General features: G+C 37.4%; 11 protein-coding genes and 1 pseudogene. 10 read left to right on the top strand and 2 right to left on the bottom strand.

What is annotated here, in order from left to right:
• Nucleotides 1-70 precede the first annotated feature (70 nt).
• The 8 genes and pseudogenes from DVW83_RS12335 to DVW83_RS12370 all read left to right on the top strand — a co-directional run bounded on the left by DVW83_RS12335 (nt 71) and on the right by DVW83_RS12370 (nt 8,363).
• Nucleotides 71-457, top strand: a complete 387-nt coding sequence (locus tag DVW83_RS12335; RefSeq protein ID WP_104660372.1) for a VOC family protein — start codon at nt 71-73, stop codon at nt 455-457.
• Nucleotides 444-701 (top strand): hypothetical protein, encoded by a 258-nt coding sequence (locus tag DVW83_RS12340; protein ID WP_104660373.1) that lies wholly within the window; start codon nt 444-446, stop codon nt 699-701. The genes DVW83_RS12335 and DVW83_RS12340 overlap by 14 nt, the downstream gene beginning before the upstream one ends.
• Nucleotides 702-921: 220 nt before the next feature.
• Nucleotides 922-2,232 (top strand): NCS2 family permease, encoded by a 1,311-nt coding sequence (locus DVW83_RS12345; protein WP_104660374.1) that lies wholly within the window; start codon nt 922-924, stop codon nt 2,230-2,232.
• Between the two features lie 464 nt (nt 2,233-2,696).
• A complete protein-coding gene (locus DVW83_RS12350) occupies nt 2,697-4,325 on the top strand; it encodes a glycoside hydrolase family 13 protein (protein ID WP_104660375.1) in 1,629 nt (542 codons plus the stop codon).
• 839 nt (nt 4,326-5,164) lie between these two features.
• Entirely contained in the window at nt 5,165-5,599 is a 435-nt protein-coding gene (locus tag DVW83_RS12355) for a MarR family winged helix-turn-helix transcriptional regulator (RefSeq protein WP_005880476.1), read from the top strand.
• An 81-nt stretch (nt 5,600-5,680) separates the two neighbouring features.
• Entirely contained in the window at nt 5,681-6,781 is a 1,101-nt protein-coding gene (locus DVW83_RS12360; protein WP_104662126.1) for an NADH-dependent flavin oxidoreductase, read from the top strand.
• 19 nt (nt 6,782-6,800) lie between these two features.
• Nucleotides 6,801-7,503 (top strand): annotated as a pseudogene (locus tag DVW83_RS12365) (type 1 glutamine amidotransferase domain-containing protein).
• On the top strand, nt 7,503-8,363 hold the full coding sequence (locus tag DVW83_RS12370) for an aldo/keto reductase (RefSeq protein WP_104662127.1): 861 nt from the start codon (nt 7,503-7,505) through the stop codon (nt 8,361-8,363). Before DVW83_RS12365 ends, DVW83_RS12370 begins: the two are co-directional and overlap by 1 nt.
• A 113-nt stretch (nt 8,364-8,476) precedes the next feature.
• On the opposite strand, the gene DVW83_RS12375 is transcribed toward DVW83_RS12370, so the two are convergent.
• Nucleotides 8,477-10,813: an ABC transporter ATP-binding protein/permease gene (locus DVW83_RS12375; RefSeq protein ID WP_137239432.1), complete on the bottom strand. Its 2,337-nt coding sequence runs from the start codon at nt 10,811-10,813 to the stop codon at nt 8,477-8,479.
• A gap of 139 nt (nt 10,814-10,952) precedes the next feature.
• Between DVW83_RS12375 and DVW83_RS12380 the strand changes: the two genes are divergently transcribed.
• Nucleotides 10,953-11,627, top strand: a complete 675-nt coding sequence (locus DVW83_RS12380) for a response regulator transcription factor (protein WP_104662078.1) — start codon at nt 10,953-10,955, stop codon at nt 11,625-11,627.
• Nucleotides 11,624-12,652, top strand: a complete 1,029-nt coding sequence (locus tag DVW83_RS12385) for a HAMP domain-containing sensor histidine kinase (RefSeq protein ID WP_104662077.1) — start codon at nt 11,624-11,626, stop codon at nt 12,650-12,652. Before DVW83_RS12380 ends, DVW83_RS12385 begins: the two co-directional genes overlap by 4 nt.
• 116 nt (nt 12,653-12,768) lie before the next feature.
• On the opposite strand, the gene DVW83_RS12390 is transcribed toward DVW83_RS12385, so the two are convergent.
• Entirely contained in the window at nt 12,769-13,659 is an 891-nt protein-coding gene (locus DVW83_RS12390; RefSeq protein ID WP_104662076.1) for a LysR family transcriptional regulator, read from the bottom strand.
• Between the last annotated feature and the right edge of the window lie 207 nt (nt 13,660-13,866).

A 13,866-nucleotide genomic window follows, 5' to 3' on the forward strand; every position in this document is an offset into this window, starting at 1 on the left:
AATCCGCTTTCGTGATATAATAGAAGTAATTATTTTCCCTATACAAAAGGAAATAAAAGGAGGATACAAAATGATCGGTAAGACTCGTGTGATGCTCTATGCAGAAGATGTTGAAAAAATCAGTCAGTTTTTTGTCGAAAAACTTGGAGCGACAGTCAGCGAAACAGTTGAATTACCAGAAGAGTTCCACAGTGTGATAGTAGCAATCTCTTCTGAATTTGAATTAGGTATTTTCCCTAAAGTTTTTGTGCAACGCTTTTCACCAGAAGTATTAGGTACGCCTCCATCAATATTATTTTTTACCGATCGATTTAAGGAAATCTATGAACAAATGGAAAATCCTGGTGAAATCATGGACAACAACGGCGTTTTGACATTTAATTTTTCTGATCCGGAAGGAAACTATTTTGTGATTGGCCAGATGGAAAGAAAGGAAGAAGAAAATGAGTCTAACTGAAAAAATGGAAGTGTACTTAAAAGAGCGGCGGGGAGAAAAAAGTGAAAAGTTAAGAAAGAAAAATAGTGAATCTGGCAAAGATCGTACAAAAGGCTGGGGCAAGATGGTCGATACTGGCTTTGGTGGATTGAATTCAATGAATCATGCATATGATACGGTAACAGTTTGGCAACATGAAATTGACAATAAGGCGTTTATTGCAGAAGAACAGCGACGAATTGCTCGCGAAAACACGAAAAAATAAGAGCATACGACAAGAAATTAAGTTTTGAATAAAAAGCTAATGTTCACGCTAAAAGTCTTAATGGGAAAAATAAAGAATTAATGTTCGGATTTTGCTTAAAATCCGAATTTTTTATTTACTTATGTTATTATTTAGTATATGATTAACCTCGTTGTTTTATTAATAAAACTAATTTTTAAAGGACTTTTTTATAAATGTTCGGCTTTTAGGGGGATGGAAGATGAAGGAAAAAATACTTTCCTACTTCGAGATTAAAAAACTAGGTACAACAGTTAAAAGAGAGGTACTTGCTGGTTTTACGACGTTTATTTCAATGGCGTATATTTTGTTTGTGAATCCAACTGTTTTAGGTGCTTCTGGTATGGATGAGGGAGCAGTATTTACTGCTACTGCTTTGGCAAGTGCAATCGGCTGTATTTTGATGGGTGTTTTAGCACGTTACCCAATTGGAACGGCGCCAGCTTTAGGAATCAATGCTTTTTTTGCTTATTCTGTTTGTTTAGGAATGGGTATTCCTTGGGAAACAGCGTTAGCAGGAGTTTTCGTTGCTTCATTGATCTTTATTTTGATCACGATCTTTAAATTGCGTGAAATGATCATCGACGCAATACCTGCAGACTTGAAATATGCTATTTCAGGTGGGATTGGTTTGTTTATTGCTTTTCTTGGTTTAAGTGAAGGTGGCATCATCGTTTCGAATAAATCGACTTTAGTTGGACTAGGTTCCTTAAGTGTAGGAACGACATGGCTTACTATCTTTGGACTAGCGATCACAGCTATTTTGCTTGTTCGTCGTGTTCCTGGAGGTATTTTTATTGGGATGGCAGCAACGACAATTTTAGGCTTGATCACTGGATTGATTCCAATGCCGTCTCAAATCGTTTCAGCTGCACCAAGTTTGAAACCAACATTCTTGGTTGCCCTAAAACATGTAGGTGATATCAATTCTCTACAAATGTGGGTGGTCGTGTTAACTTTCTTATTGGTCACTTTCTTTGATACGGCAGGTACATTAGTTGGCCTGGCCAATCAAGCTGGTTTCATGAAAGACAATAAAATGCCACGTGTTGGAAAAGCATTAGCTTCTGACTCAACAGCAATGCTTGCTGGTTCTTTATTAGGAACATCACCAGTTGGTGCGTTTGTTGAATCATCAGCAGGAATCGCAGTCGGCGGTCGCTCAGGGATCACAGCTGTGACAACAGGGATCTTCTTCTTGTTAGGATTGTTCTTCTCACCACTATTATCTGTCGTTACTTCTCAAGTGACAGCACCAGCGTTGATCATGGTCGGTGTCTTGATGGCACAATCATTACGACAAATCGAATGGGGCAAATTAGAGATTGCTATTCCTTCATTCTTGATTTTGATTGGTATGCCGTTGACTTATAGTATCTCAGACGGGATCGCATTAGGATTCATTTTCTATCCAATCACAATGCTTGCTGCAAAACGCGGAAAAGAAGTTTCACCAATCATGTACCTATTATTCTTCGTCTTCATCGGTTTTATGTGGATATTGAACGTGTAATAAAGAGTATAGGAAAAATGGGACAGAGGTGTTACGAAGATGTTGCTTTCTGAACCATTCATGTTTTTAAAAGACTGAGACAAAAGTGTTTTTTACTTTTGTCTCACGCTTTTTTTTTGAAATTTCCGAAAAAACTGACTTTTGGACGCCGTTTATTCGCGAGTCTGTAGCAAGCCTGATTTTAGATTGCCCCACGCTTTTTTTACAGTCCGTCAACTAATCGATAGCTATTCTTCTGTGGGAACTATGGATTAGTAAAAAACTTCTTGTCTTTTTCTATAAGAGAGGTTGATCGAAAAAACTTGTTATCGGTAACAAGCAATGTCCATTCAAAAAGAAATCGCGTACCAGCAACATTTAATTGAGTTTAGCAAAAAAAAGCGAAGAAAATCGGTATTTACTCCCTTTTGTGAAAGCGTTACAATTCTTGGGAGAAGGACATTTTTTTGATAGTGGAGGAAAATATGGAGAAAAAATGGTGGCATCAATCAGTTGTTTATCAGGTCTATCCGCGTAGTTTCCAGGATACGAATGGTGATGGAATCGGTGATTTACAAGGCGTGATTTCAAGATTAGGTTATTTGAGTTATTTGGGCATCGATACGATCTGGCTCTCCCCGGTTTACGAATCACCTAATGATGATAACGGATATGATATTAGTGATTACCAAGCAATTATGGCAGAGTTCGGAACAATGGCTGATATGGAACAATTAATCAGTGAGGCAAAAAAACGGGGAATCAAGATTATTATGGATCTAGTTGTTAACCATACTTCAGATGAGCATGTCTGGTTTGTCGAAGCACGGAAAAATAAAGACAATCCTTATAGAGACTATTACATTTGGAGAGATCCATTAAACGGTGATGTTCCTAACCAATTGCGTTCGATATTCAGTGGATCTGCTTGGCAGTTAGATGAAGCAACTGGTCAGTATTATTTACACCTTTATAGTAAAAAACAACCTGATCTAAATTGGGAGAATGAAAAAGTGCGGCAAGAGATCCATCAAATGATGAATTTTTGGATCGAAAAAGGCATTGGTGGTTTTCGCATGGACGTAATCGATACGATCGGTAAACTACCTGATCAGGGGATAATCAATAATGGGCCTAAGCTACATGAGTATCTGCAAGAAATGAATCAGGCAACGTTTGGCGATAAAGATTTGATGACAGTAGGCGAAACGTGGGGAGCAACAACGGAGATTGCCAAGTTATATTCTGACCCTAAGCGCAATGAACTGTCGATGATCTTCCAATTTGAACATGTCGGGTTGGACCAACAAAAAGGAAAAGATAAATGGGATCTTCAACCATTAAGTATCTCTGAATTAAAAAAAGTACTCTCTAAATGGCAAACCTCTTTAGGGGAAGAAGGTTGGAATAGTCTGTTTTGGAACAACCACGATCTGCCACGAATCATTTCTCGGTGGGGGAATGATCAAGAATACCGTGAAGAAAGCGGGAAAATGTTTGCTATTCTACTGCATATGATGAAGGGAACCCCTTATATTTATCAGGGGGAAGAAATCGGGATGACGAATTATCCCATCAGTGACATCAGTGAAGTAGAAGATATCGAAAGTATCAATATGTATCATGAACGCCTAGCAGCAGGTTATTCAAAAGAAGAGATCCTACGTTCTATCAATGCGAAAGGACGCGATAATGCACGTACACCGATGCAGTGGGACAATAGCGAAAATGCTGGTTTTACAACTGGGACACCTTGGTTGCATATCAACCCGAATCATCAAGAAATCAATGTAGAAAATGTGTTGAAAAATAAAGAATCTATTTTCTATACGTATAAAAAATTGATTGATTTACGCAAGAAGAATGACAGTATCGTCTGGGGTGAGTACCAATTAGTACATGATACGCCAGAAGAAGTATTTGCCTATCTTCGTTTGGCTGCTAACGAGAAGTGGCTAGTCGTAGGCAATATATCAGACAAAACACAAAAATTTACAGTGCCTAACGGTGATTTCTCGTTAGTAGTCACAAATTACCCACAAGAAACTGTTCCTAGAGGCGAAATAGTATTACGTCCCTATGAAGCTTTTGTCTTACATGCGGATAATAAATAAGCTTGATTGTTCAATTTTTGGAGAGAACAAGTAGTAGTTGGGTATTTTGCATCTGTTTACTGGTATTTCTAATGATAACTAGCTAACTGAAAATCAATAAAAAGCTGGAACTTACCTACGTATTAGGTGTGTTCCAGTTTTTTTGGTCTAATGCTTAGAGCAAAATGAATCTTTTACAACCTTATCTACGGTGTTCAAAGACTTACATCTTCAACAATAAGCCTAAACAGATGAAAAACATGAGAAGCTGTTTTTCTCTGTTCATTTTTATTGCTTGATGCAGACCAGTCTTTTTACAACCTTATCCACGGTGTTCAAGAAGCACCTCCTCAGCAATAAGTTCTAGATTTCCAAAATATGAGAAGCTATTTTAGAAATCTAGTTCTTATTTGCTCGGAGCTAGACGCTTCTTTCACAACCTTTATCCACGGTGTTCAACGACTTGCATCTTCAACAATAAGCCTAAACAGATGAAAAACATGAGAAGCTGTTTTTCTTTGTTCATTCTTATTGCTTGATGCAGACCAGTTTTTTTACAACCTTATCCACGGTGTTCAAGAAGCACCTCCTCAGCAATAAGTTCTAGATTTCCAAAATATGAGAAGCTATTTTAGAAATCTAGTTCTTATTTGCTCGGAGCTAGACGCTTCTTTCACAACCTTATCCACGGTGTTCAAAGACCAACTTCTTGAAATAAGTCTGGATTTTTCAAAACATGGAGAGCTGTTTCGAGAAATCCATTCTTATTGTCAGCAGAGCTGAACGGTCTTTTCACAACCTTTTGACAAATAACTTAAATCATACTATGATATGTACGCTGATATTAGGGGGGAGAAAGAATGGGAAAACCAATTGAACAAGCATTAAATGAATGTCTGTTTTTTAGTGTGAAAAAATTAGATCGCATGTTGAACAAAATGGCGGATGAGGCGTTCAAAAAGACTGGTCTAGCACCGACATATGGATTCATCTTGTTGATTTTGAAAGAAAAAGATGGACTGCCACAAAAGGATATCGCACAAATGCTCTATTCTGCGCCGTCTACGATTGCTCGCTTTGTTGAAAAATTAGAATATAAAGGGTATATCAAAACAGTGAGCGACGGACGATTGTCTCTTGTTTATTTGACGGATGAAGGTCGGGAATTCATCAAAGAAATCGACAGTAGCTGGGAAGAACTTCATCAGGCATACAATGCTGTGCTAGGTACAGAAGTAAGTGGTCAGTTATCACAAGATTTAAATGCTGCTACAGATAAACTACAAAAAAAATAAAAAATTTTTTATGCACAATAATTGTATGCGCAACTAATTATGTGCTTTAATAAATAGAGACGTTATAATGGAGGAATCAATATGACAAATTTTAAGGAAACAATGACATTCTCTTCTGGTGCGACACTTAAAAATCGTTTGATGATGGCACCAATGACTACACAACTAAGCTTTTACAATGGTGTGATCACAGAAGATGAAATCAAGTACTATGCTGAACGTTCAAATGGATTAGGAGCAGTGATCACTGGTGCAGCGAATGTCCAAGATCTAGGAAAAGGATGGCCTGGAGAATTAAGTATTGCCCATGATGAAATGATTCCTCGTTTGAGTGAGTTAGCGCAAGCAATCCAAGTGAAGGGTGCTAAAGCAATCATCCAAATTTTCCATGGCGGTCGGATGACGAAACGTGCGACTTTGTCTGGTGAACAAATCGTTTCAGCAAGTGCAATTCCTGCAGAAAGACCCGACGCAGAAACACCACGTGCTTTGAGTGAAGATGAAATCAAGGAAATCATCATCGCTTTCGGTGAAGCAACTAGAAGAGCGATTGAAGCAGGTTTTGATGGAGTTGAATTGCACGGAGCGAATACTTATTTGATCCAACAATTTTTTTCTCCACATTCTAACCGTCGTGAAGATCAATGGGGTGGAAGTATAGAGAATCGCTATCGTTTTATTGATGAATTACTTAAAAGTGTATTCCAAGCAGTAGAAAAATATGCGAAGAAACCATTCATCGTGGGTTACCGTTTTTCACCAGAAGAATTTGAAACACCTGGTATCCGTTTGGAAGATACGATCTGGTTGTTGGAACGTTTACGTGAAACAAAACTAGATTATCTCCATCTTTCATTAAATACCTATGATCGAGTCGCTTATTCTGAAAAATATGCAGATAAAACGATTCTTGAATACGTCCATGAAACATTACAAGGAAAAATTCCTTTAGTTGGAGTGGGTAGTGTCCGTAATCGTCAAGATATGGAAACGGTTCTAGCAAATGCTGAATTAGTCGCAATTGGTCAACAGATGATCGTTGACCCAGATTGGGCTGTAAAAATGGTGGAAGATCGGGATGCTGAGTTTGTGAAGAAGCCGTTTGAAGAAGCATATCAAGAGCTTTATCTACCCAGTCCATTGTATAATTTCTTAAACATGCGTTATCAACCATCTAAATAGATATGAAGAAGGAATAACAATGAAAGTACTGATTGTTTTAACGAATATTGAAAAATATTCAGGTATCTATCGCCCAACTGGTTTGTGGTTAAGCGAATTGACTCATTTCTATGATGTGTTAGTCAAAAATAATATCTCTGCTGATTTTGTTAGTCCTAATGGTGGCTATGTCCCCGTTGAACTACAAAGTATCTCAAATAGGGATGCAATTGATTGTACCTATTATCAAGATGAAGATTTTCGTAATCGTGCTTTGGGAAAAACACTTCGTCCAACTGAAATAAATGTGGATGATTATTCTGCAATTTATTATGCAGGTGGACACGGCACAATGTGGGATTTCCCAGGTTCAGTTGATTTAGGGAAAATTGGTTCTGCTATTTATCAAAATAACTGGATCGTTTCTGCAGTTTGCCATGGTGTAGTTGGCTTATTACCGATCACAGATGCTGAAGGTCAAACTATCTTAGCAGGACGAACTGTGACAGGGTTTAGTAATGAAGAAGAAGCGGCAAATGGTACAACAACGGAAGTTCCATTTTTAACTGAAGATGCCTTAAAAGAAAAAGGTGCAAACTACCAAGCTGGAGCAAGCTGGAGAAGCTTTTACAGATGTTGTGCATGTGGATGGTCGTTTATTGACAGGGCAAAATCAGCAATCTGCTCATAGTTTAGGGCTTAAAGTCGTTGAAACACTGCAAGTAGATAGAGAGGTTTATTGATGGAATATAAAACATTAAACAATGGCTTGACCATTCCAATCTTAGGATTTGGCGTCTATCAAATCTGGGACCAAGAGGAATGTGAAAAAGCAGTTCTTGAAGCACTGAAAATAGGTTATCGGTTAATTGATACAGCTGCTGTTTACTATAATGAAGAATCAGTTGGTCGAGCAATCAAGAAAAGTGGGATTCCTCGAGAAGAAATCATCTTGACTTCTAAGTTGTGGGTGACGGATGCAACTTATGAGGGAGCATATAAAGCATATGAGCGTTCCTTGGAAAAATTAGACGTCGACTATCTAGACATTTTTTTGATCCATCAACCGTATAACGATTATTATAGTACTTGGCGTGCGATGGAAGAACTGTATGAAACGAAGAAAGTCAAAGCAATCGGAGTCTCCAATTTTTCTACAGGACGATTGACTGACTTGATTTTAAACAATCAGGTGAAACCCGTAATCGATCAAATCGAACAGCATCCGTATAAACAGAGACAGTTGCAAAGAGAAACAGCGCAATATTTTGATGTTGCAGTGGAAGCTTGGAGTCCGTTCAATCAAGGAAAAGAAGGAATCTTTGAAGACGAATTGTTGCTACAATTCGCACATAAATATCAAAAAAGTGTGCCTCAAATCATTTTAAGATGGCAAACACAAATTGGTGTGATCACGATTCCCAAATCAGTTCATCCAGAACGGATGAAAGAAAATTTTACGATTTTTGATTTTCAATTGGCGGAAGAAGAAATCGCAGCGATTACTCGGCTAGATAAGGCACCACAGTCAACTGGGCCACGAGAACATCGTGAATTAGTTGAAAATCTGTATCAAATCGATCCAAACAAGCAGAGAGAATAAAATATCCACCAATAAAAACAAACGAAATTAAAGCGAGTGCATGGCAAAAATTTTGCCATGCACTCGCTTTATTTCATTTATTTTTTTACGATTATCATTGATAAGCTAGCTTCTTATTCTGCACGTAAAGCAATCGCAGCATCTTTCTTAGCAGCCATCCGTGCTGGAACGTGTCCACCTAACATCGTCAAGATAGTCGAAACTACGATTAAGATGATTGCGTGAACAGGGTTAAGTTGTGCAACATTTTTTAAGTCAGTCATGTTGTATAGGATGCTGTTGATTGGGAAGGTAGCCAACCAAGCAATCAAAACACCTAATATTCCTGATAAGATACCCAAGATACATGTTTCGGCGTCGAAGACACGTGTGATATCTTTTTTGCGGGCACCTAATGCTTTTAGCACACCGATTTCTTTTGTACGTTCAATAACAGAAGTGTAAGTAATGATACTGATCATGATCATACTTGTGACTAAGGAAATACCAGCAAAGGCAACTAATACATAAGTGATCGCATCCATTAAGCCACCAGTCAATTCAGTCATTGTACCAGCTAGATCAGAATAAATGATTTTATCTTCTTCTGATTTTCCTTTGTTGTAATCATCTAAATAATCAAGGATCTGTTCTTTGTCACCAAAATTATTTGGATAGATCATGATACTTGATGGAATACTGTCGCCACCTAAATAACTAATCAATGATTGTTTCGTTGTTTCGTCTACTTTTTCAGTAGTCAATACATTGGTGTCACTTTCTTTTTGCGCTTTGACAATATCAGAATCTTTGTTTTCATTTACGATTTGTGTCGTTAATTGATCACTATAAGCAATCCCTGGAGAAAGCAAATTCATTGTAGAAGAAGATTTGACACGTAAAATACCAGAAATTTTTACTTCATCGGTTGAATTAGCATACATTGCATCATAGTCAGTATTGGGAATGAAATTACCAGTTGGTAGTTTTGTATAGTAATTGTTGTTATTTACAATTTTAAATGTCGTACCAACGATTTTATCAAAATCTAATTTTTGACCATCCTTGACATCAAATCCAAGATTTTTCAATGCATTGATATTCGTATTGTTGTTCCCATCAACGATCAAAGCAACATCTGTGGCAGAAGCAGGATAGCTTCCATCCAGCAGAGAATAGTTTGCTTGTAAAAAGTTTTCTTTTTGATTATCCAGTTGTGTAGGGAAGGTCGATACACCGACACCTGTCATTGCAGACATCGTGCTTGTCAGTGATAATGATTCAGAATCAGGGTTTTCGTTTGAGAAGCTGACTGGTTGGATTTTACCATCCACTTGACGAAGCATGTTGATACCAGTTGCTCGTGTGAAACCAATATTGTTACTTAGATCAGAATCGATATTTGTTACATAGTCCACGTAAGTTTGATCGATTTTATTCGTATGTTGTGCTTTGTCTTCATCACTGAGTTTGGCAGTGATCGTGTCTGTTTTTGGATAATTTGCTTTGCTTGCGCCTAAGCCAGTAGCATCATTTGTTTGGCTAGTTGTCACTTTAGAGATCGTGATCGGGAATTTAGCCATTGTCTCAGATTGTGTTTTATCGATTTGTTTTTGGAAACCTGAGGATAAAGCAAGAACGATAGCAATTCCGATGATCCCGATACTTGATGCGAATGAAGTTAAAAATGTCCGTCCTTTTTTGGTCCGAATATTGTTGAAAGAAAGTTTCAACGCTGTCCAAAAGCTCATTTTTGTGCGACGTAGATTGAATTGATCATCTTTTGGTCGTTCAATATGTGGGTTTGAATCGGATAAGATCTTCCCGTCAGAAAATTCGATGATACGGTCAGCATATTGATGGGCTAATTCAGGGTTATGGGTAACCATGATAACTAATTTTTCATTCGATAGTTCTTCAATTAATTCCATGATCTGGATACTTGTTTCAGTATCTAAAGCTTCAGTTGGTTCATCACAGAGCAAGATATCTGGATCATTGGCAAGTGCGCGTGCGATAGCGACCCGTTGCATTTGACCACCAGATAGTTGGTTTGGTTTTTTATGCATATGGGCACTCAAACCAACCTGTTGCAATGCATTTTCTGCTTTCTTTCGTTTTTCTTCTTTTGATACACCACTAAGAGTCATACCAAGTTCGACATTTTCGATGATCCCTAAGTGACCGATCAAATTATAGCTTTGGAACACGAAACCAATCGAATTATTGCGGTAAGCATCCCAGTCACTATCTTTGAAGTCTTTTGTTGATTTTCCATTGATGACCATATCACCTGAATCGTAATTATCTAGTCCACCAATGACATTCAGCATCGTCGTTTTACCTGAGCCACTTGGTCCCAGGATAGCAACGAATTCTTTTTTTCTAAAGGCAACAGATACGCCATCTAATGCTTTAGTAGTTGTTTCGCCGACTTTATAATATTTTTTTATATCTTTTAGTTGTAGCATATATGCCCTTCTTTCCTTTTGAAATATTCGGTATACTAACAAGTATATCAGAATAACGAACGTAGTATACTCAATGAATATTAACTGAATGTGAACAATCAGAAAAAAACAAGAAATTTTTCAAAATAGAGGGAAAAATATGAACAGAATACTAGTAGTAGAAGATGATGGAAATTTGCAATTGCTTTATCGATCAGTGTTAGAACGAGCTGGATTTTCAGTGATTACGGCAGCAAATGGAGAAGAAGCGCTTCAACGATTGGAAAATTATCAAATCGAGTTGATCATCACCGATATTATGATGCCTAGAATGGATGGGTATGAATTACTAGAATATCTAAGAGAAAGCAGGATCGAAGTGCCAGTCTTGATGATTACTGCGAAGGCTGACTTTGAAGATAAAAAACGCGGCTTTCATTTAGGCACTGATGATTATATGACGAAACCTGTAGATGTCAATGAGATGGTCCTACGCGTAGAAGCACTGTTGAGAAGAGCAAAAATCAATCACAGTAGTCAACTCGTTATTGGAAAAACAATACTAGATCAAGAGACCTATGAAGTGAGGATAGCAGAACAAGCAACAGTAGTACCGCAAAAAGAATTTCTACTTCTTTATAAGTTATTGGCTTATCCTAATAAAATTTTTACCCGCCAACAATTGATGGATGATATTTGGGGGCTGGATACAAACACAGAAGAACGGACGATCGATGTACATATCAAGCGTCTACGATCGCGATTTGATGATATAGACGATTTTCGGATTCTAACTGTTCGTGGTCTAGGATATAAGGCGGTGATCGGAAGGTGAAAAAGAAACTTTATTCGCAGTTATGGATCTATTTTGCTAGCATCGTCTTTGTGTCGATATTGGTGACCTTGCTCTGTTTCCTCGGCTTTATTTTTCTGTTATCCCATCAATCGATTTCTCCATCTGAACGTCCGACGTTATATCCGTTAGTTGTTTTTGCTGGATTCAGTATGATCGTGGGTACAGGGATCTCGATTTTTGTTGGACGAAGGATCTTGATGCCAATCAGTGAACTGCGAACAAACATGAGCAAAGTCGCTACTGGCGATTTTTCGATCCAGATGAACGAACAGCCGAAAGTGGAAGAAGTGCAACAACTTTATAAAGATTTCAATGTGATGGTTCAAGAATTAAGTAGTATCGAGACTTTGAGAAATGATTTTGTTTCTAGTGTTTCCCATGAGTTCAAGACACCACTAGCAACGATCCAAGGCTATGTTCAATTGCTACAGGCAACGAATATCTCAGAAGAAGATAAACAAGTTTTTTTACAGCGGATCATCGAAAGCATCAATCAGCTCTCGCAGCTTACTGAAAATGTGTTGAAGCTGAATAAATTAGAAAATCAGCGGATACAATTAGAGAAAAAGACATTTCGACTAGATGAACAAATACGAGAAGTCATTGTATTTTTACAGCCAAAATGGGAAAACTTAAGATTGAATATCGAACTTGATTCCATTCACTATTTTGGAAATGAAGAGTTTTTATATCAAGTTTGGTTGAATATTATGGATAACGCAATCAAATACAATCAAACCAATGGTCAAATCGATATCAAACTGACTCAAAATGTGACAGATGTGTATTTTGAAGTGACGGACTCTGGAATTGGAATGACCGAAGAAACACAAAAGCGGATGTTTGAAAAATTTTATCAAGGAGATACAAGTCGGCAAATGGCTGGTAATGGATTAGGATTATCTCTAGTAAAGAAAATCTTGGAATTGCATCATGGAACGATCCGCTACAGTAGTATTCCAGAAGTTGGCACGACGGTAGTGATCCAGTTGAAAAAAGAATAGGCCATTTATCGATCTCACAGAATAAGCCTTCAAACAAGGAACACAAAGTGATGTTTTTTGTTTGAAGGCTGTTTTATTTGTTTGGAGTAGCGCTTTTTTTCTTCTTATTGCTCAGGTTAAAGCGCTCTTTTCACAACCTTTTTTACATATTCCCAGAATTTATCTGAAGCTAGTGTGTGCTCGCCGGTTTTACGGATGAAGGCTAGATAACTTTCTTTAGTTGGCGTGATGGGAACGATCACTGTATTTTCTTTCAGGAGGTTTTGAACGGTTTTTCCCATGACGATTGAGATACCCATATCGTTGGCAACCATATTGATGATCAAATCGATTCGGGAACCTTTATAGGAGATCTTAGGTTCAAATCCTGCTTCTTCACAAAGATCTAAAACAGGTTGATAAAGATTTGTGCTTGGACCAAGAACGAGAAAATCTTCATCTTTTAATTCTTTTAAATCAATTTTTTCTCTGTTGGCGAATGGATGACTTTTTGGTAATACAACAACAAAGGAATCTTTTTCAGTAGGGAGTCTTTCAATATTTTTTGAGGGTTCATCAAAAATCCGCACAAAATGGATGGTATCACTATGTTCGTTCAACTCTTCATCGGTCATTTCAATACTTTCTACTTCTTTCAACTGGATCGTAAATTCTGGATACAGTTTCAGAAATTCAGTGATTTCAGTGAAGCCTTCATAGTTGATCATTGTAGGGATCGTCAGGATATGGAGGGCGAGACTTTTTTCTTGAGTATACGTTGCCAATACTTCTTGCATTGCGTGGTATTGTTCAACTACATTTTTTACATAAGGAATCAGTAAGTTTCCCACTTCTGTTAATTCGATTTTTCGGTGGACACGCTCAAATAATTTGACGTTTAATTCTTTTTCAAGTGAAAGGATTTGTTTTGAGATGTTTCCTTGCGTGGTAAATTGTCGTTCAGCGGTTTTAGTGAAATTCATTGTTTCTACTAAATCGAGAAAAATTTCAAATTTGCGGATATCCATAACTATGTCCCCTATCTATTCCAATTGAGAATACTTTAACATGAAATTTGAATTGGTGTAAGTACGACTCTCTGTTAAAATCTTTTTTGCAAAGGGAAATATATTTTACTAAAAATTTTCAAAAAATATTAGTCAAGTCCATAATCCTGTGTAAAATACTATACAATGTTTTACCGGTCTCTCATTGATCAAACTTAATATATTTTC

This window comes from Enterococcus sp. VV15 (assembly GCF_005236045.1).
GTDB lineage: Bacteria > Bacillota > Bacilli > Lactobacillales > Enterococcaceae > Enterococcus_B > Enterococcus_B durans.

Bases quoted from the DNA above. Each gene is read 5' to 3' on its own strand.
- DVW83_RS12335 (WP_104660372.1), top strand. From the start codon at position 71: ATGATCGGTAAGACTCGTGTGATGCTCTATGCAGAAGATGTTGAAAAA.
- DVW83_RS12340 (WP_104660373.1), top strand. From the start codon at position 444: ATGAGTCTAACTGAAAAAATGGAAGTGTACTTAAAAGAGCGGCGGGGA.
- DVW83_RS12345 (WP_104660374.1), top strand. From the start codon at position 922: ATGAAGGAAAAAATACTTTCCTACTTCGAGATTAAAAAACTAGGTACA.
- DVW83_RS12350 (WP_104660375.1), top strand. From the start codon at position 2,697: ATGGAGAAAAAATGGTGGCATCAATCAGTTGTTTATCAGGTCTATCCG.
- DVW83_RS12355 (WP_005880476.1), top strand. From the start codon at position 5,165: ATGGGAAAACCAATTGAACAAGCATTAAATGAATGTCTGTTTTTTAGT.
- DVW83_RS12360 (WP_104662126.1), top strand. From the start codon at position 5,681: ATGACAAATTTTAAGGAAACAATGACATTCTCTTCTGGTGCGACACTT.
- DVW83_RS12370 (WP_104662127.1), top strand. From the start codon at position 7,503: ATGGAATATAAAACATTAAACAATGGCTTGACCATTCCAATCTTAGGA.
- DVW83_RS12375 (WP_137239432.1), bottom strand. From the start codon at position 10,813: ATGCTACAACTAAAAGATATAAAAAAATATTATAAAGTCGGCGAAACA.
- DVW83_RS12380 (WP_104662078.1), top strand. From the start codon at position 10,953: ATGAACAGAATACTAGTAGTAGAAGATGATGGAAATTTGCAATTGCTT.
- DVW83_RS12390 (WP_104662076.1), bottom strand. From the start codon at position 13,659: ATGGATATCCGCAAATTTGAAATTTTTCTCGATTTAGTAGAAACAATG.